This window comes from Kordiimonas sp. SCSIO 12603 (assembly GCF_024398035.1).
Classification (GTDB): domain Bacteria; phylum Pseudomonadota; class Alphaproteobacteria; order Sphingomonadales; family Kordiimonadaceae; genus Kordiimonas.
Genome location: NZ_CP073748.1, coordinates 1,869,692 through 1,895,298, shown reverse-complemented (window position 1 = coordinate 1,895,298; position 25,607 = coordinate 1,869,692). Strand labels below are relative to the sequence as shown.

The 25,607-nt window shown below is 45.9% G+C and carries 23 protein-coding genes; 6 read left to right on the top strand and 17 right to left on the bottom strand.

Going from position 1 to position 25,607, the window contains the following annotated elements; genetic code table 11:
* Positions 1-83: 83 nt before the first annotated feature.
* Together rlmB and KFE96_RS08570 are read left to right on the top strand one after the other, a co-directional pair.
* The gene (gene rlmB, locus KFE96_RS08575; RefSeq protein ID WP_255835569.1) at positions 84-908 is read left to right on the top strand and encodes a 23S rRNA (guanosine(2251)-2'-O)-methyltransferase RlmB; all 825 of its coding nucleotides are present in this window, start codon (positions 84-86) and stop codon (positions 906-908) included.
* A 14-nt stretch (positions 909-922) separates the two neighbouring features.
* The gene (locus KFE96_RS08570; RefSeq protein WP_255835568.1) at positions 923-1,357 is read left to right on the top strand and encodes a cupin domain-containing protein; all 435 of its coding nucleotides are present in this window, start codon (positions 923-925) and stop codon (positions 1,355-1,357) included.
* A gap of 74 nt (positions 1,358-1,431) precedes the next feature.
* Here KFE96_RS08570 and KFE96_RS08565 read toward each other — a convergent pair whose 3' ends face one another.
* The 4 genes from KFE96_RS08565 to KFE96_RS08550 are packed head-to-tail and all read right to left on the bottom strand — an operon-like array spanning position 1,432 to position 3,745.
* Positions 1,432-2,370: a hypothetical protein gene (locus KFE96_RS08565; protein ID WP_247020581.1), complete on the bottom strand. Its 939-nt coding sequence runs from the start codon at positions 2,368-2,370 to the stop codon at positions 1,432-1,434.
* Complete coding sequence (locus tag KFE96_RS08560; protein ID WP_247020583.1) at positions 2,367-3,227, bottom strand: ABC transporter ATP-binding protein; 861 nt, start codon at positions 3,225-3,227, stop codon at positions 2,367-2,369. Before KFE96_RS08560 ends, KFE96_RS08565 begins: the two co-directional genes overlap by 4 nt.
* Positions 3,228-3,239: 12 nt before the next feature.
* Positions 3,240-3,599 (bottom strand): GntR family transcriptional regulator, encoded by a 360-nt coding sequence (locus KFE96_RS08555; protein WP_247020585.1) that lies wholly within the window; start codon positions 3,597-3,599, stop codon positions 3,240-3,242.
* Between the two features lie 14 nt (positions 3,600-3,613).
* On the bottom strand, positions 3,614-3,745 hold the full coding sequence (locus tag KFE96_RS08550) for a hypothetical protein (RefSeq protein ID WP_255835566.1): 132 nt from the start codon (positions 3,743-3,745) through the stop codon (positions 3,614-3,616).
* Positions 3,746-4,586: 841 nt separating this feature from the next.
* Here KFE96_RS08550 and KFE96_RS08545 point away from each other — a divergent pair.
* Positions 4,587-5,966 carry a cytosine permease gene (locus tag KFE96_RS08545; protein ID WP_255835565.1) on the top strand — a complete coding sequence of 460 codons (1,380 nt, stop codon included), beginning with the start codon at positions 4,587-4,589 and terminating at the stop codon, positions 5,964-5,966.
* A gap of 131 nt (positions 5,967-6,097) precedes the next feature.
* Here KFE96_RS08545 and KFE96_RS08540 read toward each other — a convergent pair whose 3' ends face one another.
* The 6 genes from KFE96_RS08540 to KFE96_RS08515 all read right to left on the bottom strand — a co-directional run bounded on the left by KFE96_RS08540 (position 6,098) and on the right by KFE96_RS08515 (position 11,008).
* Positions 6,098-6,559, bottom strand: coding sequence for a DUF4440 domain-containing protein (locus tag KFE96_RS08540; protein ID WP_255835593.1), 462 nt, complete (start codon positions 6,557-6,559; stop codon positions 6,098-6,100).
* A 193-nt stretch (positions 6,560-6,752) separates the two neighbouring features.
* Positions 6,753-7,403: an FMN-dependent NADH-azoreductase gene (locus KFE96_RS08535; protein ID WP_255835564.1), complete on the bottom strand. Its 651-nt coding sequence runs from the start codon at positions 7,401-7,403 to the stop codon at positions 6,753-6,755.
* A 117-nt stretch (positions 7,404-7,520) separates the two neighbouring features.
* Positions 7,521-7,964 carry a nuclear transport factor 2 family protein gene (locus tag KFE96_RS08530; protein WP_247020591.1) on the bottom strand — a complete coding sequence of 148 codons (444 nt, stop codon included), beginning with the start codon at positions 7,962-7,964 and terminating at the stop codon, positions 7,521-7,523.
* 22 nt (positions 7,965-7,986) lie between these two features.
* The gene (locus KFE96_RS08525) at positions 7,987-8,604 is read right to left on the bottom strand and encodes a VOC family protein (RefSeq protein WP_255835563.1); all 618 of its coding nucleotides are present in this window, start codon (positions 8,602-8,604) and stop codon (positions 7,987-7,989) included.
* Between the two features lie 173 nt (positions 8,605-8,777).
* Positions 8,778-10,235: an amidase family protein gene (locus KFE96_RS08520; RefSeq protein ID WP_255835562.1), complete on the bottom strand. Its 1,458-nt coding sequence runs from the start codon at positions 10,233-10,235 to the stop codon at positions 8,778-8,780.
* Positions 10,232-11,008: an SDR family NAD(P)-dependent oxidoreductase gene (locus KFE96_RS08515; RefSeq protein WP_255835561.1), complete on the bottom strand. Its 777-nt coding sequence runs from the start codon at positions 11,006-11,008 to the stop codon at positions 10,232-10,234. The genes KFE96_RS08520 and KFE96_RS08515 overlap by 4 nt, the downstream gene beginning before the upstream one ends.
* 280 nt (positions 11,009-11,288) lie before the next feature.
* On the opposite strand from KFE96_RS08515, the gene KFE96_RS08510 reads away from it, so the two are divergent.
* The gene (locus KFE96_RS08510; RefSeq protein WP_255835560.1) at positions 11,289-11,747 is read left to right on the top strand and encodes an ester cyclase; all 459 of its coding nucleotides are present in this window, start codon (positions 11,289-11,291) and stop codon (positions 11,745-11,747) included.
* Between the two features lie 95 nt (positions 11,748-11,842).
* Here the strand turns inward: KFE96_RS08510 and KFE96_RS08505 are convergent, their stop codons facing one another.
* Positions 11,843-12,253: a hypothetical protein gene (locus tag KFE96_RS08505; RefSeq protein WP_255835559.1), complete on the bottom strand. Its 411-nt coding sequence runs from the start codon at positions 12,251-12,253 to the stop codon at positions 11,843-11,845.
* Positions 12,254-12,634: 381 nt separating this feature from the next.
* Between KFE96_RS08505 and KFE96_RS08500 the strand changes: the two genes are divergently transcribed.
* Complete coding sequence (locus tag KFE96_RS08500; RefSeq protein WP_255835558.1) at positions 12,635-13,432, top strand: DUF1989 domain-containing protein; 798 nt, start codon at positions 12,635-12,637, stop codon at positions 13,430-13,432.
* Here the strand turns inward: KFE96_RS08500 and KFE96_RS08495 are convergent.
* The 5 genes from KFE96_RS08495 to KFE96_RS08475 form a co-directional block, all read right to left on the bottom strand.
* On the bottom strand, positions 13,422-14,177 hold the full coding sequence (locus KFE96_RS08495) for an SDR family NAD(P)-dependent oxidoreductase (RefSeq protein ID WP_255835557.1): 756 nt from the start codon (positions 14,175-14,177) through the stop codon (positions 13,422-13,424). The two genes, KFE96_RS08500 and KFE96_RS08495, sit on opposite strands and share 11 nt — an antisense overlap.
* Positions 14,178-14,370: 193 nt before the next feature.
* On the bottom strand, positions 14,371-15,327 hold the full coding sequence (gcvA, locus tag KFE96_RS08490) for a transcriptional regulator GcvA (RefSeq protein ID WP_255835556.1): 957 nt from the start codon (positions 15,325-15,327) through the stop codon (positions 14,371-14,373).
* Between the two features lie 120 nt (positions 15,328-15,447).
* Positions 15,448-16,929, bottom strand: a complete 1,482-nt coding sequence (locus tag KFE96_RS08485) for an amidase (protein WP_255835555.1) — start codon at positions 16,927-16,929, stop codon at positions 15,448-15,450.
* Between the two features lie 73 nt (positions 16,930-17,002).
* Positions 17,003-19,306, bottom strand: a complete 2,304-nt coding sequence (locus KFE96_RS08480; protein ID WP_255835554.1) for a TonB-dependent receptor — start codon at positions 19,304-19,306, stop codon at positions 17,003-17,005.
* Between the two features lie 299 nt (positions 19,307-19,605).
* Positions 19,606-20,514 carry a polysaccharide deacetylase gene (locus tag KFE96_RS08475; protein ID WP_255835552.1) on the bottom strand — a complete coding sequence of 303 codons (909 nt, stop codon included), beginning with the start codon at positions 20,512-20,514 and terminating at the stop codon, positions 19,606-19,608.
* Between the two features lie 290 nt (positions 20,515-20,804).
* On the opposite strand from KFE96_RS08475, the gene KFE96_RS08470 reads away from it, so the two are divergent.
* Entirely contained in the window at positions 20,805-22,238 is a 1,434-nt protein-coding gene (locus KFE96_RS08470; protein WP_255835550.1) for a S41 family peptidase, read from the top strand.
* A gap of 110 nt (positions 22,239-22,348) precedes the next feature.
* Here the strand turns inward: KFE96_RS08470 and KFE96_RS08465 are convergent, their stop codons facing one another.
* Positions 22,349-25,600: a glycosyl hydrolase gene (locus tag KFE96_RS08465; RefSeq protein ID WP_255835549.1), complete on the bottom strand. Its 3,252-nt coding sequence runs from the start codon at positions 25,598-25,600 to the stop codon at positions 22,349-22,351.
* Positions 25,601-25,607: the final 7 nt, after the last annotated feature.

Here is a 25,607-nt window from a genome sequence, read left to right as displayed (position 1 = left end):
AGGTGTTGAGCCAAAAAAAGACACCCAGATAACAAGTGAATATGATGAATAAAAAACGACACTCTGGACAAAAGACAAATCAAATGCCGCGCAAAAAAAATAATCAAGGCGCGCGAAATCGGAATCAAGGCCCACACCGAGATAAAAGCTTTAGATCTCACGCAGATAGCAATCTGAAACCAAAAGCTTCAAACGGTTATTTTCTGTTTGGTCGCAATTCCGTGGAAACTGCTCTACAGAATAAAAACCGTGAGTGTGTGAGGCTTGTTGGCACAGAAAAAGCGCTATCAAATGAGCGTATTACCTCTATTAGGCCAAATATTGAAACGGTCGTGATCAATGACACAAGCATTTTAGATGCAACTGTCGGCACAGACTCTCCACATCAAGGTATTCTACTTGAGGTACGCCCCCTGCCCGGCACTGATATCGAAAGCCTCACCCCAATTGATGGCAAAAAAAACATCATCCTTATGCTGGATCAAGTAACCGACCCTCATAATGTTGGCGCCTGTATGCGCTCCGCGGCTGCTTTTGGCGCACGTGCACTAATTACACAGGACCGTAACAGTCCATCAGAAAGCGGTACACTTGCACGCTCTGCTGCTGGCGGCTTAGAGACTCTGGATTGGCTTCGTGTGGCCAACCTTTCACAGACCTTAGACACCCTTAAGGAAATGGGGTACTGGCACGTGGGCCTCGACGGTAATACTGAAACCAAAATCCGCGATGTAAAACTAGGCGACAATATAGTTATTGTGATGGGTTCCGAAGGAAAGGGTATGCGCCCCCTCACACGTAAATCATGTGATATGATTGCAAAGATTCCTATGTCAGGCCAGATTGAAAGCCTGAATGTTTCGAATGCCGCGGCAATCGCTCTATATGAAATTGCAGACCAGAACTAAATAAGAAGTAGATTATGGTAACCGCTAAAGACGTTATTAAGAAACTTGACCTCTCCCCTCATCCAGAAGGCGGCTACTACCGCCGTACTTATCAAAACGAAGGCGGTGCTGAAGCAAGAGGTCGGGCAACATCTATCTACTATTTTCTGGAGGGTACGGATTTTGCCAAATGGCATAGTACTGACGGTGATGAAATCTGGTATTGGCACGCAGGTGCGGCTTTAACACTTGAAATCGACCTCCACCATAAGGGGGTTCAATCATATGAACTTGGCCCTGACATCTTCCACGGACAGGCACCTCAAATTCTCGTACCCGCTGATAACTGGCAGCGCGCACGCTCCAACGGTGACTGGACCTTAGTAAGCTGTATGGTCAGCCCGGGTTTCCTGTTTGACAGCTATGAACTGATCGAAGACGAAAACTGGCACCCTGATCTTAATAAATAAGCCCACATCTTCATCACACAAAAAAAGAGCCATCAAAAGATGGCTCTCCATTCTTTATAGATTGAACTGGATTATCAAACTGCTTTCTTCCGGATTTCGATTGCAGCGAAAACAAAAGCTGCCGCAACTACAATCCCCGCCCAAAATTCGCCACTGCCCAAGCTATATGAAAGAGCATCGAATTGAGGACCACCAACTACAAAATCAAGCAACTCTCTTGGGCCGTCGATGCTAATCGTATTTGCATAATCACGATATGCAAACTCTGTCCAACCACCAACATGGATAGCGATCCAGCGCAACACGCCTGTTGTTTCGAAGAAGATACCCTCTACTGCCGCCATCACCGCTGGTACAAGTGCCGCCCAAAGGAAAGGCAAACGGTTCGCGAATGATGATACCAACAATACCCAAGCCAGCATCGGCAGTGCCCATAGCGCATATACATAGTACATACCAAGGCCAGAGAACCATGTGCCGATCATCGAACCTAGCGGCCATAATTCAAGGATAGGACCACCTTGAAACAGAACCACGAAGGTTAAGAAAAAGGCAATTGCAAGCTGGGAAACAATAACAACAGCCATAAAGATGATTGGAACAATCACAACCGGCACAAAAAGCTTCGCCAGAACTTCTTGCCAATCCGCAACTGGCATAGACTTCCAGAACAAGATCGAACGGTCACGGCGTTCTTCATATAGGCTACTCAACAAAGAGAAGAACACAACGAACGGGAATGCGATCCATGGAAGGGAACCCATGCTCCAGTATCCAAAGGTCATTGCGGCACTAATCTCTGCAGGCTCTTTTTCTGCCAAACGTGTAAGCGCATCACCAAAATTCTGGATATCGTGTCTTTCCATACCATGAATTTCGATCATGTTGCCAAAACCAAGAACGGAAAGGAACAAGAGCAGCACAGTGATACCTGCAAGCACCACTGGCGCCCATATGTATCCATTTTTGCCGTCTAAGATTTCCCTTTTAATCAGGGCCTGAAAGGTTTTCATTGCCCACCTCCTGTCATGGTCGCCACGAAAATGTCAGCCAGGCCTAGGCGGCGCGTTTCACCCAATTTAGCCAGCGCATCGTGATCAGCATTTTTATACACGCAAGTTTTCTTACCGAACGTTGAACTTTCGCGGATTGGGCCAAGAGCTGTCGCTTCTTCTTCTTTACCCGGCTCCACCATCACTTCAACAAACTGCTCAGAAAGCTCTTCCATATCGCTCTGTAGAACGATACCGCCATCCTTGATGAAAATCACATCTGTGAGGATATGTTCGATTTCTTCCACTTGGTGCGTTGTAATAACCACTGTGCGGTCTTCATCAAAATATTCTTCAAGAAGGCTTTGGTAGAATTGCTTCCGGAAAATAATATCCAGGCCGAGTGTTGGCTCATCCAGTACAAGCAGCTTGGCATCAATCGCCATCACCACCGCTAGATGCACCTGTACCGTCATACCTTTTGAAAGAGCACGCACCTTACGGTCCATCGGTACTTTCGTGCGGCTTAGGAAATCAAGCGCTTTTGAGCGATCAAATTTCGGGTGAACACGTTCAACATAATCAAGAACGTCTGAAACCTTCATCCATTTCGGCAGTGTTGCAACGTCTGCGATGAAGCAAACATCCTGCATCAATGCGTCGCGTTCTTTCGCTGGGTCATGGCCCATCACACTCAGGCTACCATCATATGTGGTAAGACCGAGAACCGCGTTCAGCATTGTGGTTTTCCCAGCGCCATTTGCGCCAATCACACCAACAATTCTGCCAAGTGGGATATTGAAATCAACTGGTTTAAGGGCCTGGAATTTGCCGAATGACTTTGAAAGCCCTCGTGCTTCAACAACATATTCTGTCATATTGGCCCCCTCCTAGTTGGCAAGCCCGCTTTTAAGCAGGTCTTCCGGTTCAAAACCAAGCCGACGAATTGTTTCTAGAACCCGTGGCCACTCTTCTTCAATAAACTTAGCTCGTTCTGCTTCAAGCAGCTTTTCCCGAGCTCCTTCGATCACGAACATGCCCAGTCCGCGTCGTTTTTCAACAAGTCCGTCCATTACTAGCTCCTGATAGGCTTTTGATGCAGTGATAGGATTAATCTGTAAATCCACAGCGACATTTCTTACTGATGGAAGTGCCTCTCCTTCAGGGAGATTACCTTCCATAATGGCTGTCACCACTTTGTCCTTCAGTTGCCGGTAAATTGGCTGATCATCGCTCCAATCCGGCGTCATAAAAACTCCCTTTCTTACGCAGAAGTTGCAAGAAGATTAACGTTGCCGGCAAAGAGCGGCTGGGCCACAAGCTTTGCAGTTGCACGCGCAACACGGCGGCTACGACGAACCATACGTTTTGTTGATGTATAAGTGCGGGTTGTCATTTTTATTCTCCTCGCTGTTTGCCTCATTGGGCGGCGCCTGTTTTCAGGCTTATTGTTAAACTGTCGTGTCTCTTTTTTTTTACTTTTAAGATCAGGGGGCCAGATTTTATTTTTATCTCTGGCTCCCCCAATTTTTTCCTCGCTGTATGAGACCTTGTGGTCTTTCTTGTTATTAGTGCTGTCGTTCCCGGGCCGATATTTTATCTGTTCCCGTTACCAGCACTTTTTCCTCGCATACCATCTGAGCCTTTGGGCTTCTCTTGGCTAACTCCCGTGGACTTATGTCTCTGTTTGGGCGTTTTATCGTGCCGGTGTATTAGTTATGTACAACACCACCTCACATTTGACAAGAGGCAATATCAAAAAACTTCACCAAAAACAATTAAGGCATTGATTTTTAAAGATTTTATTTTTCAAGTATTTTTAGACGCAGGTGTAATAGGTGTGTTACTAGGTGTTATACACCCCCTAAAACACCCAATATTTGGACTGATTCCATACACCTGTAATACACTACATAAAACACCTGCGAAATTAGGCGCCGCTATAAACACTGTCCGACAGATTACTCACCATCATCGGTAAGCTGAAGACACATCACCTGACAAACGCCCTCCTCTGAATAAGCTGTTTAATGACGAAACATGCCTCAAATCACGTGTTTCGAAATATTTTGAACAGTTTCGGAGGATCATTTGATGAACAGTTCTAATCCAGAGAAAACAACCAGATCCGTGAAGCTCCGAGACCACCTATTACTGTTAGTGGTAGGTGTTATCCCCCTTCTTATCGCAACCATTTGGTTCAGTATTTTATAACCTTGTTGCGGAAAGGTAATTCTATGGAACAGTCATCGGGCATTAGTTTAAAGCCTATTCCTCAATCAGATCGGCACGCAAATTTTTGGTCCATGTTCTGGTTATGGGCGGGCGGCAATATCCTTCTGGCCACTTTCATGGTCGGCAGCTACTTCTCTGAAAGTTTGGGGTTCTGGCCCACTATTGTGGTTTGCGTAACCGCCAATCTGGCCGCTTGCGCTCTGTGCGCCGTTTCCTCGCAGCGCGGTGCTAAATATGGTATGGATGAAATACTCGTGCTCCGCCCTACTTTTGGGTTCAGAGGCGCATACTATGGCGCCTTTGTTCTTATCTTCATTAATTTCGGCTGGATTGGCCTTCTATCTTCAATGACAGGTACGGCCTCATTAAATGCCGTGACAGAGCTCATAGGCCCCTCTGCTAGTTTTACAGGGGATTTCACACTCTATGCCGTTGGCGGAGGCATTCTCATCCCTATGCTTCTAGTTATGAGTTCACCTAAGACAGGCTTTTATCTTTCTTCCATCACAGTCCCAATTCTTGGAGGCTTCTCGCTTTATATCCTTTATGAGCTCCTGAGCAGCGGTCATATGGAGAAAGTGCTCTCTCACAAACCAACTGGTGAATTTGGCTGGGCATTCGCAATTGAAACATGCGTGGTGTGGGCTGTTGCCTGGCAGCCATATTTGGGTGCGTGGAATAAGTTCGCAAAAACGGAAAAAGCAGCTTATTGGGGTAGCTTCTGGGGTCTTGGCCTTATCGCTATCTTATTCTCAATAACAGGCGGCGTTGCAACTCTGGCAACGGGTGAAATTGATCCAGCCATCTGGACCGTGAAACTAGAGCTTGGTTTTTTAGCAACTATCATCATCATTTTAGGCACCATCACCACATGCTCACTCTTGCTCTATGCAGGCGTAATGGCTCTGCTTTCACTTATTCCGAAACTACCATACAAACTTGCAACAATGCTGGTTGCACTACCGTCTTTGGTATTCGTCTATGACGCACAGCTTCAAAGCCTGTTCGGTATTATCCTATTATTCGTTGGATTACTCGCCGGACCTTATTGGGCCGTAGTGATGGCAGATTATTTCTTTCTCAGAAAAGAGAAGATCTCGGTGGAAGCCTGCTATGAACCCACTGGTATTTATTCATATACCCACGGGGTGAACTATGTGGCTGTAGCCGCACAGTTGGTTGGTATGGTTCTGTGGATGTGGCTTGGCGGTTGGTTATCTGGCCTATCCGCCTTCAGCTTCTCCTCTGGCCAGATAAGCTTCCAATACCTAACGGCCACTGTACCGTCCATGATTGTCTCAGCGGCCGTTTATGTCACAATCGTAAAATGGAGGCTTAGGCAAGCTTCTCCCTCTATCTCACGCGCATATCCAGAAGCCTAACTCTAGAAAACACATTAAAAAAACACCTGTTGGATCATTTCACCAGGTGTTTTTCTTTATGAACTCTATCCATAAAAAAACAGCTACCCGAATAGGTAGCTGCCTTTCATTTCGCTATGCTTGATAGCTTATTACTTACCTGAGGCAGGTGTTGGTGTCCAAATATCCAGATGCAAGCGCCATTCACTGCCGATCTTCTTAAACACCAAAACATAATTGCTATTATAAACTTTACCGTCTTGCGCTGTTACCGCGAGGGTGCCTGTGCCGTATGCCAGATCGCCAGATTCATGCACTTCTGTTGTAACGAGTTTTACTTCGGCTGGCTTTGAATCAATCACTGCCTGCCAATAACCATGTGCTCCAGCCGGACCACGTAACAGAGGTGTATCAGGCGCCATAAGATAGCTATCATCAGTATACCCAGATGATAGAAAATCTGCGTCGCCTTCAAGAATAGCCTTGGCAATTGCCTGATTATTATCGTGCACAAAATTATAAAGCGCCTTGTTTTCTTCGGCCTGCACCGTTGCAGTTGTTGAAATTGCGAGCAGCGCTAGCCCGAAAACATAGTTCATCCCTTTTGCAATCATCACCACATTCTCCTTTATATTGCAGAACTGGCTCGCCTATTTTAGCTAGGCAAAAATCAGGCGAGCGTATCACTCAAATACTGCAGGAGATGGCTGTGCAGGTCAGGTGATGTGTATTCACCCGTTCAATGAGGAATGTTTGATTTAGGTTACCTCCATAACAAACGAAGAAGATAACCTATATCTTAGAAGCCTAAATCAATTGCTCGCCTATAACGGCCTCAATAACACTTGGAATGTTTGCAATTGCGTTTTTATAGGAATTTTGGAAGCGCTTGTCTTCTTCACCATATTCCTGAAATTCAATGCGGATCGAATGATGGTGACTAACGCCCATTAATTGAGAAGCTGATTTCATGTGAACATCCAAATGATCCTGCAAACCAATTGCTGCGAAGTTTCCTTCACCGGATGAGGTAAGAATAACCATTGATTTACCTGTTTGAATTGGCTCGATAGGCTTAGCTCCGCGAGCCAGATCAAAACTAAAGGTCTTACCAATTCGCACCACCTGATCAACCCAGGCTTTAAGGGTGGAAGGCATGCCGTAGTTGTACATGGGGGCACTTACAACAATCACATCTGCATCAAGCACTTCCTGCGTAATTTCATCAGAAGCTGACAGAGCTTCCCGCTGGGCATCAGTGCGTTCTGCTTCATCAGTGAATGCTGCTGCAATCCAATCTTCCGTTACATGGGGTGGAGGATTTTTCGCAACATCTCTGAAGGTAAAAACGTCATCAGGATATTGATCCTTCCATGATTTTACAAAAGCATCTGATAATTGGCGACTGAGCGAGCGTTCAAAACGCGCTGACGAGTCAATAACAAGAATATTGGCCATAGGGTTTCTTTCTATGTCTGAGCCTAAAAAATGCGCGGCACCCAGAACATATGGGCGCCGCTAACAAAGGCTTGGTTCCCCACCTCTCAGTTATCTGGAGGAGGAACAGCTAGAGAATTATTTTACGATTTCGCCAGGAACCGGCGGAGATGCGAAATGATCGTTTACATTCGGGTTACAGCCCCATGGGTGATCAATCGCGAACTTCCATGATCCATCAGCCTGCTGGCGTACAACTTCAATACCAGAATGACCAAGTTCTACAGGCGTTCCGTCTTTAAGCTTGCCTACCACTTTCCAGCTTGAACGCATGAGTGCCAAATCACCGGCACGGGTGATGTGCCTTACAATAAGGGACATTTTACCCGTGATACCAAACAAGCCATTTTCAAAGCCTGCACGAATGGCATCGCGGCCTTCAAGTAAACGAGCACCTTCATGAGGCAATGCCCATGTTACACAGTCTGGCTCGTGAAGCTCGATTGCTGCATCCAGATCGCCTGCATGGAACGCTTCAACCAGTGCAAAATCTACGTCTTCGGGGTTCATTGGTTTTTTCATGATTTCTATTCCTTATCTTTGATTAGTCGCGATTTTTTGGCGCGCCGCCGCTGCTATAAACTTTGTTATCCACTTCAGGTGGGGCCGACGGGTACCATTCCTCCGGTTCCGGATATTCAAAGTCTGCAGGGAAATAATAGGTTTCAAATACGGTTGACGTTTCTTCTTCTGTATCGAAGAAAGCAAAGTGATTCTTATCCATCCACTTGCCTGATTGGATGCACTTAAAGCCTCTGCGTTCGAATTCAGCAAAGCGTTCTTCAAGCGGAATATCACCACAATCATAAGCGATATGTTGAATGCCCCCTTCTGGGTTTCTCTTCAGGTATTCCTCAAAAATTGTTGGCCCTGAGAGAGGCTGCATCAGTTCCCAGATGATGTTGCCGCTTCTGGCAAAACAAACCTTGATTTCGAACTCAGCTGGTTCACCTCGGTAGGTTTGTTCTGTAGTGTTTTCTGGTGAAAAGGTATAAACCCGCCATGGCCCAATACCCATTTTTACCAGGCCTTCCATCGTTTTCTTATGGTCAGGCGTTACAATCGCTATTTCAATGGCGTCACCAAGAAAGGTATTGGATAACTCTGTCTCAGAAGTTGCCGTGGGAGCTACTTGCCGGTCATCTTTGTTGATTACAGACATCAGGATTATTCTCCTCCTTACATACTCATTCGGTGATCAGTTTTTCGGGAGAAAAGCCCGCCACTTGATCACCCAAAAAATATGGGGTCTGCCTTCAAATCCGCGAACGACATGTCCTAATTCGATGGCTGAGCACTATTGAGGTGCCAATATTTTATTTTGAAATCAGCTTCTTATGAGTATCTGGTATCGGCAACATACTGGGGGTTGATGATGGGAAGCATGCTATGCGCCTCCCACAACAGGGCGCGATCATTTTCGCTGTTTGCAGAGAGAAGTAATCCAGCAGGCAGTTCTTTTCTGCCCATTTCCATGGGAAGCGATACACCCGGTAAATTCAGAAAACTCCCCAGCATCGTGTTTCTGAGGCATAACTGGTTATAACGGTGAAACGCTTTAGCTGATTTCTGCACATCAACCATCGTTGGTATATCAACAGCTACTGTAGGCATTGCCAGCATTCCGCCCGCTAGTTCACGGTTCATATCCTTGATCAGCTCATTCCGGTATGAAAGGATCATTGCCCCGTGACGATCTTTCAATTCTATAGCATCCCTAAGTCTAGATACTACAAATGGGTCCATGGACTTTGACTTCGAACTATATGCGTAATCTCTGTATAATCTACCTGCTTCAAAAGCCACCAAGGTACCGTTATCACGAAACAGGCTAGCCACACGGTCAAAGACATTAAATTCTTTTCGAACAATAGAATATCCAGCTTCATCAAGGGTTGTGAGAGCGGCTTCAAACCGTTCGACAACAATCTCCGAGGCCTGATCCCAGATATAATTTTCGGGAACAAAAATTGTCTTCTTCAGCGCATGGGTTGTTCTTTTTTTTGCTTCGTATTGTGACCAAGTCAGTCCCGCAAACAACGAACTGTGCCCCCTGAATATATCATCTAAGAGAATACAGTCCCTTACACTGCGAGTGAGGAAACCAATGGTATCTAAGCTGGGTGCCAGTGGTATTACACCTTCAATCGGGTACCTTCCGAAAGACGGCTTAAAACCCACCAGATTTTGCATAGAAGCGGGGATACGAACTGATCCGGATGTATCTGTCCCAATTCCTATGGGCACTAAGCCCATCGAAACAGCGGAAGCAGATCCGCTTGATGATCCCCCAGGAATAAGCCGCCGTGCAGCTGAATACGGGTTATATGGTGTGCCATGATGGGCATTAAGCCCAAGTCCCGAAAAAGCCAGTTCACTCATGTTGGTTGCGCCAACAGGAATAAGGCCAGCAGCTTCTGCAAACTCAACTGATACTGCGGCAACATTATCCTTCGGGTGCATTCTCGGGGACTTTTGGCCCGCAGTTAATGGCTCATTCTTATGTTTAAAATTATCTTTCCAAGCAACAGGAATACCATCCAGCATACTGCGTACAGCACCAAGTTTTTGATTTAGGGTTGAGATATCTGTGTGTAGCCCGATTTTCTCGGGCTTTGATGTACGAATAAAAATATTCTTCTGCTCTTCTGCCGCCGACCGGCTAGAACACTCTATCAACTCTTGTGTGGACAAATGGCCCTCTTTCACTAGACCCACTATTTCAACAGCATCCAGAAACCGTAGGGCATAATTCGGTGTTAAGAGATCCATCTTATCCAACTTCCCATTCATGAAAGTCGCTCACCTCTATCCGCGTTGATAGATTGACCAGTAATATTGCTGGCAAATGGCGACGCTAAATAGAGATATAATCCTGCAATATCAGAGGGCTCCTGAATCCCCGGCAAACACTGGTTTGCGGTAATTTCAGAGAGAGCTTCTTCTTCGCTTACTTGCTTATCTTCAGCGATTTCTTTTAGAGATTGCATAGCCGGCCCCGTTTTCACCCAGCCAGGGCATACGCAGTTTACCCTGATACCCTCAGGCCCTAGTTCGCGGGCAAGACTGCGCATAAACCCAATGTTAGCGTGCTTGGAGGCTACATAACCACTGAATTCAGCAACACCGGTACGGCCCCAGATAGATGCGGTAATAATGATATTACTACCCTGCTCCATATATCGTACGGCTTCCCGAGTTACATAATATGTACCCAGAATATTGGTATTTATAATGGTTCTGAAATCTTCCTCGGTTTGTGAAGATAAGTCCGTAATCGGGGTAACACGTTCTACGCCAGCATTGGCTACGAGCACATCCAGTTGTCCTATTGATGCAAGCGCCTCTTTCACTGCTTCCGAATTTTGAATATCGCATTGATGTGCGGTAACAAGTACAGAAGAGTTTTCTGAGAGCTTTTCGGCGGCTGCAACAATGTCTGAGCTTTGCGACATAATATGCAGTGTTGCACCAGCTTCAGCAAAAGCTTGGGCCACGCCAAAACCAATACCGCTACTTCCACCAGTTACCAATACGGTTTGATCTTTAAAACTCAAGAAGCTCACATCCCGTTCCTTTTCACCTGTTCAACACAGCGATAAAATTCAGTTATTTTGTGATTAGGCTATGAACAGCAGGTCAAAGCTACAACACCGCAAAATTCATCCAACAGATGATGAGTTTCCAATAACAGCTGAGGTGAATCAGCCTCACCCAATCCTTGATGAATAGTAAGGTGACACGGAAGAGCATCAGACCAATGATTGCAGGCAGAGCTTTCTCCTGAAGCGCTTTTAGCGCGGAGAAAAGTAAGCATTTAACGGTTATCTGAACAGGAGATCATCCATGTCCGAACAGGAAAGAAATAAAGAAATCGTCGAGAAAATTTACTCAATCTGCTGGAACCATGGTGACATGGATATGATTGATGAGATTTTTGATGAAAACGTAAACCACGAACAATTCCTTGAAGGCTGGCCAACAGGGCGCGAAGGGTTCAAAACTCTTGTGAGATTCTGGCGCGAAGCCTTCCCTGACATTCACGAAGATGCAATTGAGCTTATCGCCGAAGGTAATAAAGTTGCAAGCCGCTTCCGTCTTCGCGGCACCCACAAAGGTGATTTCTACGGCATCCCAGGTACAGGCAAAAAAATCGATATCTATGGCGGTGAAATGTTCACTTTTAACGATGGTAAAGTGGTTGATTATCTTTACCACGAAGATGCGCTCGGGCTTTTCTTCCAGATTGGTGTAATGCCGCTTAATCAGGACGAAATCGCCGGCGTTGATGTTTCCGCCGATTAATATTCAAGCATTGTCCTTGGGAGCCCCTTTAAGTTCCCAACACTTCCCACAGATAAAACCAGAATCCACTCAGGTGATATCTGTGGGCTCTTTAATTAGGCAAGCGCATTAAAATCTTCAACAACATCCCAAGCTTGTGCCGCGATTGACCATTCACCATTTGTTTTAACAAGCAAAAACGCGCTTATATCTTTGGTCACCTCTGCTTTATTTTCTGTCATCTCACAACCGGCAAGTGCAATTGCTATATTACCTACCACTTTAATAAACGTACCCTTTTCTTGTTCAGAAAAGCTTTCAAGACTACCGTCTTTTCGTAACCCCTCCATTCGTTGGATAAAATCAAAAACACTAATCGGCTTCGCTGGGCGCTTTGCAGGAATAAGGTAGGCTCCTTCCGTAAACCCCGCCTCAAAACTTGGCCAATTTGGTTTGATATCTGCTCCCCATTTCAGAGCTGTAAACTGAGCCCGAATAATGCCTTTTATCTGTTCTTCATCCGTCATCCGATCATCCTTGATTATTCATGATTTAATAAAAAAGCCCACCATCCAAGACTCAAGGATGGTGGGCGTCTACCTGAAGCCAACCCGGGGCTAAAGGTAGCTAACCTTCGAAAGGTTAAGTTGGGATGCGTAGGCTACTGCCAACTGATAGGAAACGCTCAGGGGGAGGGAGAGCTCCAATTTTCCGCGCCTACCACATCCTCGGGAGACTAAAACTCATTCCATGAAACATGGAACTGCAATCCCCGATACGCTGGGAAATGCTGTCGATACCTCACGCCGTACCGACACAGAAAATATAGCTTCAGGGACGTCACGGATAAACTGATCAAAAATACAGCGTTACATGAAAAATGATCATTAGCGGGACCATTAAAAAGTATGAGCAAACTGGAACTGTGGTTTTGGCTGGGCAAAGCGCGCAGCCCGAGTAAGAAAGGCTCCAGAATGTGTTACATCACTGAAGAAGAAAAGCTTCGCAGCGCGTTAGGGTCTGCTGCGGAATTGAAAGGCTTTAATGATACCCTGGTTACCCCTGCATCACCGAGCGGCCGTGTCGAGTTTAACAAAACTTACCGAATACCTGCCAGACAAGGCCGTGCGGTTATTCTCAAGAAAAACGAGTATCTGGTTCTAGCAAACCCAACGGGGCGTCAAGTATGTGATCTATGGGCCTTTAATGCCGAAAATCAGGCTGAATATATGTCCATGGAACATAGCCGAACTGCGTTAAACCGGACTATTCCCAGAGAAGGAGATAAGCTTGTTACCAACCGCCGTCGGCCTATTCTTGAAGTTGTCGCAGATTCATCAGCTGGCATTCACGATACAGTAATCGCGGCCTGTGATGTGTACCGGTACGAAGAATTGGGCGTTGAAGGCTATCATGATAACTGTTCAGATAACATGCGAATGGCGATGTATGCTATCGGCAGAACACAGGCCTATGTGCCAAGCCCTTTCAATGTGTGGATGAATGTTCCAGTTGAGGAAAATGGTGATTTTCGCTGGTTACCACCGGTTTCAAAAGAACGGGATGAAATAGTCCTTAAGGCCTGTATGCCAACTATCATTGCAATGTCAGCATGCCCACAGGACATCACGGTGGTGAATGGTGACAGTAAAACCACTCACCCACTAGATTTCCTTGTAAAGCCCGCAAGCTCCCTTACGGCATAACGGCCCCGCCATTAGGTCCAAGAGTTTGACCGGTTATGAAAGTGGCCTCCGGGCCACTTAAAAATCTGACACAGCCAGCCACTTCATCAACCGTTCCCAAACGTCCCATCGGGTTATTCAGTTCAAGTTCCAAACTTTCCTCGGACATACGTTTAGGGTCTAACATGCGTGTGGAAATAGGCCCTGGTGCGATCGTATTAACCAACACATACGGCGCAAATTCTGTGGCCCAGGATTTGGTAAGGTTCATCATGGCTGCTTTTGATGCTGCATAAAGAGCGTTGTTCGGGCGTCCAAGATACCCCAGTTCTGATCCAATATTGATCAGCCGCGGTAGATCGCTGCGGCCTTGCATACGCCTCAGCGCTTCTTTCCCGACAAAGAAAGCACCCCTTACATTGGTATCAAAAATATATTGAAAATCTTCTTCCGTACTATCAAGGAACGGCTTGCTAAGCGCAACGCCGGCATTATTCACCACAATATCAATCGCGCCCCAGACTTCATCAATATAGTTGAACATCTGCCGAACATCGATCTCATTGGAGACATCAGCACGCACAGGCATGCACTTCCCCCCTAAAGACCGTATCTCGGTTACAACATTATTGATGTCGTCTTCAGATTCATTCCAGTTCAAGACCACTTGAGCACCTGCTATTGCCAGTGCTTTGCCGCATGCCCGGCCAATACCTCTGCAAGAACCTGTAACTAGCGCGATCTTCCCGTTCAACTCTTGTGTCATCCGGATAAAGCCTCATTTCTCTGATAGCGAAAAGCCCGGCTTTATTATAGATATACAGATGATAAAGCCGCTTCCCAGCTCGGATTTTCTCTATTTTAAGAGTAACGATTAATTGGCTTAATCTACGAGCGATAAGAGCTAATCTGATAGCTGAGGAATTTAGATCTTTAGATGAATAAATGTTATTTGAGGGCTATTCAGAAGGTTCGTTATCCTTTAGCCACTCTTTTTCCATAAGAGCGCCAACGGCTGTATCCCTGAAAGTATCAGCCTCTTCCAACAGCCAGTTTTCAAAAGCTTTCACTTTCTTGCTCTCGGAATGAAGCTGATTGCAAACGAGATAATAACTTTTATCTTTCACCAACACAGGAACAGGCACGATTAATCGCCCTGCTTCAATATGAGAAGCGCTAGCCAACAGGCTTGTGAGCGCTATACCGCGGCCATCCAAAGCTGCCTGAACACAAATATGCTCGTCACTATAGGTTTCTGCTAAATCCAGATTAGGTTTTTCAATGCCACATTCAGCGAACCATTTTTCCCAGTCAGGATCTTCTTCACAAAACCCACTCCATTCATAAACAATCAGTGGATGTTTGAGCAGGTCTTCCGGCGTGATATCGCCACTTTCAAATAAATCAGGTGAACAAACTGGCGCTACATAGTTATCGAGTATCCAGGAATAATACTGGCCTCCGTAATCGCCAGTACCGTGCCTGATTGCAATATCAATATTATTCACAGCAAAATCGCGTACCATATCACTGGCATCAAGTTTCACTCGGAACTCCTGATTTTCAGCGCTAAAGGTATGCAAACGAGGCGATAGCCATTTACTGGCAAATGTCTTTGTCGTGGTGATATGGATAGGACCACTGGCGTCACTATCCGTAATGGCGAGTGAAGCTTCTTCAAGCTTACGAAAGGCTTCATGCACATGCGGTGCGTATACTTCACCAGCCTGAGTGAGAGATAAAGACCGGGTCAACCGGTTAAACAGCTTTAGACCAAGATCATCTTCAAGGGCTTTGATCAAATGGCTAATCGCGGTAGGCGTAACGTTTAATTCTTCAGCCGCCTTTTTGAAGCTCAAGTGCCTTGCTGCGGCATCAAATGCCTGAAGTCCTCTAAGCTGCGGAAGTCTTGCCATATGTTAAAGCCTCAAATTTCCCATCTGATTAAAGCATGTTAGCCAGAATTTAATAATAAAGTCTATATGCCATCGGTGAAGTATGATGGGGCACTTATGCCCCACTCCATTCAGCCGTTTTTACAACGCACGTGCTTTACACACATCATAGTGTTGCTGCCACGGGGCAACTTGCTCAAAGGCACTACTGAGCGCGATAACATCACCATCTGCACCCATCCGGCCTGTGATATGAAGCCCAATTGGCAAACCATCTTTACTAAGTCCCGCTGGCACATTTGCAGCAGGATGCCCTGTGAAATTATTGAAGTATGTCATGCACCAACCAATAAGCGGCTCAACCTGTTCACCCTCAAGTTCTGTCGGCCCCATAGTATCGCCATTTTGCTCATTCAAAACGGGTAAACAAGCAAGAGTGGGAGAGATAATAGCGTCATAACCCTCTAGTACGCGCTGGAGTTCATCAAAGATTTCACCGCGAATACTTTGCTGGCGATGATGCTCTACAAATGTGAGCTCTTCCGAAGCATATTTTGACCATTTGATGAATTCATCAGGCACCTGTTGCATATCACCGTTCAGAAGATCGACACCATTTTGCTTCAAACTATCGAGCACATGATTGTTAAGCGGAGCAAATAGTTTGCACCAAAGTTCACCTAGTTCATAAGCAGAGTGCTTAATATCAAACTTCACATCCTCAACGACAACTCCCGCTTCCCGTAGTTTTTCAGCTGTGCGGCGCACTGCAGCTCTTACTTCTGGAACAACCGGGAAAATTCCAAAATCTTCAGTAAACGCTACCTTCATGCCACCAACAGGGCGGCCAACATATCCACTTAGATCTTCCTTTGGCATAACAGCTAAAGGATCACCCGGATGCGGCCCACATAGGGCATTAAGTGTATTTACAGCATCTTTAACATTACGCGTGATTGGCCCCATATGAATGAACGGTGTGGAAGCACCAAAAGCGTTTGGCCTTATAAGAATAGGTGAGCGACCAAAGGAAGGCTTGAAACCATAATTGTTACACCAGGCAGCTGGAATACGAATAGAACCACCCCCATCAGTTCCTTCCGCGATTGGCACTAAACCATCAGCTACCGCTGCCGCACTACCACCTGACGAACCGCCACTGTTGTAGTTGGTGTTAAATGGATTTCCCGTAGGGCCAAAAAGGAAATTGTCACAAGTTCCTCTATAACCAAACGTAGGGCTATTTGTTTTACCAACAATAATCGCACCAGCCGCTTCCATGCGTTCTGTATAAGCGCAGTTGTTTTCTGCAATATTATCCTTCATCGCTGGAACACCACCAAGTGTGGACGGCCACCCTTCTTTAAAATCAAACAGGTCTTTCATGGCGGTTGGAATACCGTGAAGCGGGCCTTTGTAATCACCGCGCATTATCTCATCTTCAGCCGCCTTTGCATTTTCAAGGGCTTCTTCAAAAGCCGTAAACACAAAAGCATTCATAGATGCATTTCGCGCTTCAATGCGGTTGATAGTACTTAACATTACTTCCACCGGAGACACTTCCCGCGCTCGGATTAAATCAGCGATTTCATAAGCCGCCATATATGCAAAATCATTGGTCATTGATCGGTCTCCAACCCTCAAACTAAACGGTTTTCAGAGGCTCGAAGGCCCCTGATGATTTCTCTCTCAATGTTTAGAAACGTATGCCTGCGGAAACACCAAACACTCTTGGTGGGCCATAGATATTCAAGAGCCAGCCAAAGCTCGGCAGATCATTCGCGTAGGTCCGGTATGTGGTATTGGTGATGTTACTGCCATAAATGGAAACGCTGTATTTCTCGGTAACATCAGTAAGCGTGATGCGGGCATTACCAATCCAGTAAGCATCTTCAAGGTTAGACGGTGCATTCACTGTTTCCAGGAACTGGTCATCGCGCCAGCTCCAATCTGTTGAAACAATCATGTTCCAGTCATCACTTACTTCAAATTCATAGCGAAGCTGACCATTGAAGGTCCACTCAGGCGCATTTACCGGCGTAAAGCCATTAAGGCTTACACCAGCTGCCGTAATATCGCTTACGATTTCAGAATCAAGCCAACCACCTGCAACGTTCAGTTCAAGGCCAGGTGCAAGAAGGAACTGACCATCAATCTCAATACCTTTAGTATCAATAGAGGCAGCGTTCACAGCAACTGGCAGAACCGCGAAAGGCGTATCCACATTTACGATGCCGTTGGAGAAATCATAAATGAAACCAGATACATTTACGCGCGCGCGGTTATCTAGAAATGTAGTTTTGAAACCAGCTTCATAAGCAGTGATTGTTTCAGGCTCAAGAGACGTGAAACCTTCCTGCGCAGAAACAAAGGTCGCGTTATAACCGCCTGAACGGAAACCTGTAGAAACATTACCAAAGAACAAGAACTGATCAAAAGCTTCCAGCTCTGGTTCCCACTCAAAACCTACTTTGAAGTTTACGTTTTCATCTGTACGTTCACCACCATCTGGCAACAGTGTATGTGTCGCAAGCGTAGCGACGATTGTTTCCGGGCCATCTTCACCATCACCAAAATCAATAGAGCCTAAGCCAGCATCGGTACCTCCAACGATGGTTACTTCTTCTCTACTCCAGCGGATACCGCCTGTAAGGCTGAAGGAATCAGTAAGTTGGAAGTTATTGTGCAAGAAAGCTGCAACGGCTTCATTGCTCTGCGTAAAGCTAGAGAACAAGCCTGGCACAGCACCGCCTGCAACACGCAAATATTCTGACTGACGGAAATCATCTTTCAGATAGTAAAGGCCTGCAACATAGTTCCAAACACCGGCGTTATCTGACGCAAGGCGCAGTTCCTGACCAAACACCTCTACTTTATCATAGTAGAAGTTCTCAATACCCGGACCAGGCGTACCATCAGCATCTTCACGCTGATCGCGTTCAAATGTTTGGTAAGTTGATATGGAAGAGAATGTACCAATTGAGAAATCATGATCAATGCGAAGTTGACCAATGAAAGATTCGTTATTCACTTGGTGTTCAACATCACCTTCTGATGTGAATGGATCATCGTCACCCGGGTTCAAGCCATCAATTGTACGTACACAATTAGCTGTATTACCACGCACAGTACCATTCAGATACTCAGGACAAAACTCAGGGGCACCAGCAGCTACCGATTCAGGAGTTGCAACACCTACACCCTCATACGGAATAAAGTCGGAACGATCCTGACCGTAAGAAAGTGACAAGTTCACCTCAGTGTTTTCACCAGCCCAATTAAGCTGGCCACGTACTGCCCACTTATCAGTTTTGCCTTCATCCTCATTTCGTGTGGTATTTTCATAAAAGCCCTGCCCCTGATTAATAACAAAACCAGACAGGCGGAGGCTTAGGCTATCAGTAAGTGGTGTATTGTATACACCTTCAACACGGAGCGTTTCATAAGTATCAAACCCAGCATTAATGCTAGCTTCAAACTCATTATGCGGCTTATTGGTGAAAAAGTTTACCGCGCCACCTGTGGCATTCCGACCAAAGAGTGTACCTTGCGGACCTTTAAGCGCTTCAACTCGTCCAATATCAAACAAAAGCAAGCTCGTGGTGAAGCTCTTCGAAATATAGCTTTCATCAACATGTACGGCGATTGGTGAATCCAGATTACTGGAGAATTCATTCACACCAAGGCCACGTACATTAAAATTTGTAGGGCCAAAACCATAGTTCACCTGAACGTTGGGGATATTTGCCGCTACATCAGCGATATCATCAACATTCAGTTCTTTCATTACATCGCCAGAAAAAGCAGAAAGTGTAACACCAACACTCTGCTGAGATTCAGAGCGTTTTTGTGCGGTTACAACAACCTCTTCAAGAGCATATTTTTGCTCACGTTCTTTTCCATCATCCTGTCCCCACGCTTGTGTTGCCAGAACGGTAGTAACAGCAACAGCACTCATCAGCTGCCGGTGCAACGTGCTCGGTACGAAATGCTTGCGCATTATCATCCTCCCATACATCAGAAATTAATCAGCAGGCACTCCGGGAGCAGCTGCCGCAGCCCATCATCGGGCACCCTTTTCCCCGACACTGAGTATGAAAGAAGACTCTCCTGACATCATGTGAGATAAATTCAGCCTATAGATGAATGCACTCAGAACACAAACTAAAGCATTGATTATAAATGTTTTATAAGCAGCCTAAGGTTGCTCTCAGCAAAGGAATTCACATCTAAAGAAAAACCCCGAAACCAACAAAGGCTTCGGGGTGTGATATCTCTCTGAATACTTGAAAATCAGTGCTACTTTTTATGTTCGCGCGCCGCTGGAAACTGTGCCTGTGGATAATAAGGCAACCTGTCCACCCTTATATCCTGTGCACCTGTTTCATGCTGGCTTTGAACATATGAAGCGATTTCATGAACCGGAGCAAACCATACATCACCGCGTTCAAGCACTCGTTCAAGCCATTCCTCCACCATCGACCAGCGGGATAGCCGTCCAGTCAGGAATGGGTGCCAGATAGACATCCAAAAACCACCATGTTTGTGCTGTGCTTCAAACTCTTCCCAGAAGCCCTGAAGACCATGTGACGCGGGCTGAACATGCATCATATAATCAATTTCAGGGTAATGTGCGAAAGGTGGCCAATCATCTACAGCCCAATGAACAGGTGCTTCCACCAAGCGACCTTTATCTGTTTGCAGAATGTATGGTGTATCATCTGCCATCATGGAGCTTTCATAGAGAAAGCCGTGTTCAATCAGCAGATCAACCACAGCCATATTCACATTGTAAACAGGTGCCCGGTAACCTTTCGGTTTGCTGCCGGTCATGCGCACATGCACGTCCAAAGCTTTTTCAAACCAGTACCGCTGCTCTTCTGTTGAATGCGTAGTAGGATCTTCATGAATATAGCCGTGGTGCGCTATTTCATGCCCACCTTCCAGAATATTTTCCACCATCTCTGGATATTGTTCCATACACCAAGCAGGAATAAAAAATGTCTGCCTAATGCCAAACTTTTTATAGGTATCCAATATGCGGTGCATTGCAGCAGTTGGACCGTAAAGCCCCATAGAAAGCGGGCACAATCGATCATGGCCGTCATTAGGTTTAGAAATATGGATCAAACTGTCCGCATCAATATCAAACGTAATGGCAGCAGCGCATTTAGCACCTTTTGGCCAAGCTATCTTGTTCTTAATCATAACGGACCTCCTGTTTTATCAAAAACAGAATGACCGAAGCCTAAATAGCGAACACCCGAAAATAGCTAAGGCGACAGGTGATCTCAGCTATATCTCCAATGATCAAATTTAAAAACTATATTGGGGAAAATAAATTGTACGCATGTCATGCAAAATCATCAAGTTTTCCCCGCTTTTAACTCTTCGGTTCAACATTTTTTAAAAATGGCTTGAAAACGGTCACCATCAGCTAAACATAAGACAGACCTTATAAATTATAATAAACTATACCTTCATGCGAGGCTCAGAAAATGAAAACGACCCTAATCGCTTCAAGCGCTATGCTCTTTAGCATTTGTGCAACAGCGGCTCCTGTAAGCAGTACTGCTCATACATCTTCTCAACAAACCGAAGTACAAACGAAACGATTGCCGGAAGGCGAATTAGTTTCAGTTGAGGCGCTTAGAGAGGACTTAGCAAAGCTAAAAGACCTGCTGGAGACTACCCATCCCGATCCAAGTTTCACCATGGATGTAGAACAGGTGAAGTTTCAAATAGATAGACTTTCAGAAGGATTAAAGAAACCACTGAGCCACTATGAAGCTTGGCAATATTTAGCGCAGTTAAACCCATATTTTCAAGACGGTCACATGGCTGTATTCTTTCCCGAAGCAGGCAAATATCTTCAAAACCATATAGAAAGCGGCGGCCGCCTATTCCCCTTTAAAGTACAAATAGATACAGCAAACCGTATTTATATTGCTGATACCCAAGGGACAATTGAAGGCTTCAAAGCAGGTGATGAAATAACACGAATTAACGGCCTCAAATCAGCAGAGATTATAAAAGCCATTTCAAGTAGAATGCACGGCGATTCTCCAAGCCACCGCCTTGCCTTAGCTTCTGACAGGTTTTCCCAGATGTACTGGATGCTTTATGGGGACAGCGGTTATTACAAGATTGAAACCAAAAAAAATGGACAGCCCCACACCCACACGGTCATTGGTAGTGATAAAAACCCAAGAGCAGTAGATCCCGAGCTTGAGGAACTGGTTCAACGCGAGAGACTTGATAACGATATTGGGTATCTACGGATTGACCGGTTTTATTATAAGCCAGCCCACGAAGAAGCCTTTTTCAATTTCATGAAAGCGACATGGCAGGAATTTCACGACAAGGGCGTAAAAGATGTAATTATTGATGTACGCAAGAACCCTGGCGGCACTGATCACTATTGGCATCTGGGCATTGCGCCTTATGTCGCTTCCGAACCATTTTCTTTTGTTTCGAAATTCAAAGTACGGCTGACGGAAAGAAACCTTCGTCTCGGCCCGGTGAAGGGGGAACTTGGTTCCATTGTTGAAGCACCCTTTGACTATATGATCCCTGTTGATGGACAAGAAGAGCTAAAAATACCTGGCCAAGCATACTTGCTAATGGGGCCACTCAGTTATTCATCATCCATTTTGTTTTTAACGGCGTTTCAGGATTCAAAACAAGCAGTGATAGCTGGCCCATCAAGTGGCGTTCGATCATGCACAACTGGCCGTATTCAACCACTTATTTTATCCGGGTCCAAACTCGAAGTGACCTTACCAACAGCTATCTTTACCCGGTCATCAGGGGATGCTTTATGCCAACAGCCCATGACACCAGACCTCATTATTTCTAGTAATCCTATAAATCCAGAAGCTGAGATAGCTGATCTAGCAGAAAAAATTATTGCAGGACGCACAGCAAACTAAAAACCAGCAAACTGCTAGCCAATAACCGCACTTTCAAGAAAAAGAGCCACCGGCGATAATTACCGGTGGCTCCTTCATTTAATCACTTAAGTGATATTCAAGCGCAGGAATTACTCAGCGCTTGGCAGCTTCATTGAGCCTCGTACCCACGGGGCACCAGCATCTTCCAGAGCTTTCTCAAACGCAGGGATTGTCTGCTCAGTCATGATACCAAGACGACGGCGCACATCCTTGAAGGCTTCAAGCGCATAGCCCATTTGCTCATGGCTCTGTGGTGTTGGTCCATAAGAACTACCACTGTTAAACTGTGCAAAACCAATACGGCTTGAAATAGTTTCCGGCTCAGCACCTTTACGGTCATCCGCCTTCTTACCATTCAACAGTTCGGCTAAGCTGAACAGCTCTGCACGAATAGCTTCATACTGTGTTTCAAGAGCTGCCTGATCAGCTGTACGGTCCATCGCCACGCGGTAGACTTTAAGCTGCTTCTGCAGGTCACTGATCACAGCACTTGCCGCCCGAACAGCGGCGCCAGCTTTGCTAACCTTCTGCTGGAAGGCCTGCACTTCAGCAGCTGATGCTTTCTGAAGCGTTGGTGCAACATCGGCTACCACTTCGAAAGAAACCGGCTGTGCCAGCTGGCGAATATTGCCGTTCTCGCGCACATTCAGTGTTGCTGTATATGTACCAGGAATAGCTTTTACACCGTTCGCATTCTTCGCACGTGAAGAACTCGCCGCATAGGTAATCGCTTCCTGTGCCGCATGGTGAAGGTCCCATGTTACCCGCTGCACACCTTTTTTGTTTGCAGCTGCTACATGACGGATCACTTTTCCAGAAGCATCCTTAATGGTTACAAATACCTTTGGTTTTGCTTCACGAAGCTCGGCTTCAAGCACATCCCACGCCGGGAACAATACATCTTTGCCATCTTTTGCGAGTTTCTTATCCGCAGCAACACGCTTTTGCTTAGATGTTTTAAACGTGTCTTTCAGATAATATGTGAAGGTTGCACCGTATGGCGGGTTATCAGCAACCCACTGGTTAGCACCCTGATTATCACTATGAAGGCCATCTTCATTGAAAAGAAGCGTTTTATCTTTAGCAAATAGGAGCGCTTCCTGATCAAGTGTATCTTTATTCAAACCACGAAGAGCTGAATAATCATCAAGAATGAAGATACCACGGCCAAAGCTACCTGCTACCAAATCATTTTCTCTACGCTGAATGCGAACATCACGGAAAGAAATTGTTGGAACGCCGCCTGTTAGCTCTACCCAGTTTGAACCACCATCAACTGTGAAATAAAGGCCAAACTCAGTACCAATGAACATAAGGTCTTTGTTCACATGGTCCTGTGTAATACGCCACACAAGGTTCTTCTCTGGCAGACCACCAGTGATCATTTTCCAGCTTTTACCACGGTTTGTACTCTTGATAAGGTAAGGCTTATAATCACCTTCCTTATGGTTATCGAGTGCCGCGTAAACTGTATCGGCATCGAAACGGTCAGCACGAATATCATTCACGTATGCACGCGCAGGAACGCCTTTGATTTTACCAATCTCGTAGCGTGTCCAGTTCTCACCGCCATCAGACGTAACCTGAATAAGGCCATCATCTGTACCCACATAAAGGATGTTTTCATCCACTGGGCTTTCAGCCACGTTCGCAATCGTGTTGTAGTTGGACATCGCATAAAGATCCCAACCAGCTTCAGCACCCCACTTGCGGTCCATCATTGGAAGGTGCAGGCGGTTCTCATTGCGGGTCAAATCAGGTGAAATCGCTGTCCAGCTATCACCGCGATCATCAGAACGCCACAGGCGCTGTGATGCGTGATACAGGCGCTTCGGGTCATGATGAGAAACATTGATCGGCGCATCCCAGTTGAAGCGCTCTGCCGGGTCACCCGGTTTGCCTTGCGGCTGAATGTAGATTGTTTCCCGTGTTTTGCGGTCATAACGGTTCAGGTTACCCTGCTGCCACTGCGCATAAACAATATCTGGATTGCCAGGTTCTGTTGCAGGCTGGTGACCATCACCACCCATAATCAGATACCAATCTGAATTTTTGATACCATCTTCACGGCGTGTACGGCTTGGCCCACCTTGAGTGGAGTTATCCTGTGTACCGCCATAAACATTATAGAATGGGTAATCATCATCAGCCGCAATCTTGTAGAACTGCGTTACCGGAATACCTTCCATAAAGCGCCATGTCGCCATGTTATCGCGGCTTTCATAAAGGCCGCCATCTGAACCCACAAGAATGAAATCAGGATCAGTTGGGTGGAATGCAAAAGCATGATCATCAACGTGACGGTTCTTTAGGTTGACGTTCTTCCATGTTTTACCGCCATCCATTGAAAACGAGCTTACGTTGCTAGACATATAAACCATGTCAAACGTGTCAGGATCTACGAAGATTTCCTGATAATAGTGAGGTCCTGTACCGCCACCAACGATATCAGACATTTTCTTCCAGCTTGCACCCTTGTCTGAAGAACGCCAGAAACCACCTTTACGGCCATTTGTTTCAATTGCTGCATACACAACGTTTGGATCAATTGGTGATACTGCGATGCTTGATTTACCAAGGTCACCACCCGGCAGACCTGTTTTCATCTTCACCCAAGTTTCACCACCATCATCAGATGTGAACAGGCCGGATCCTGGACCTGTATCAATTAACGCTGCTACAGTACGCTGACGTTGCCATTTAGCGGCATAAAGTTTATCTGGGTTGCTCGGATCAATTGCCAGTGTGCCTACACCAGTCCATTCGTCACCTTCAAGAACATTGCGCCATGTTTTACCACCGTCCGTAGTTTTATAAACACCGCGCTCACCGCCTTTTGACCAAAGCGGCCCCTGAGCAGAAACCCAAACTGTATTTGAATCTGTCGGGTGGATAACAATATCGCCGATATGCTCGGAAGCTTTCAGCCCCATGTTCTTCCATGTTTTACCGCCATCAAGCGATTTATAAACACCATCGCCGAATGAGATATGGCGACCACCGTTATTCTCACCTGTACCAACCCAGATAATGTTTGGGTTGCTAGGATCAATAGTAACATCACCAATGGAATAAACATCCTGATCGTCAAAGATCGGCTTCCATGTTGTACCTGCATTCACTGTTTTCCAAACACCACCAGATCCCATAGCAACATACCATGTGGATGGATCGGTCTGATCAACTGCAATATCAGATACACGTCCAGACATGTAAGCCGGACCAATATTCCGAACTTTCATACCAGCAAAAGTTTTTGCAGACATCAAATCATCGTCTGCAGCCAGCAGTGGTGATGTAGCCATCATCAGTGCCAGTCCTAAGTTAATCCCAAGCTTCATAGGTCTC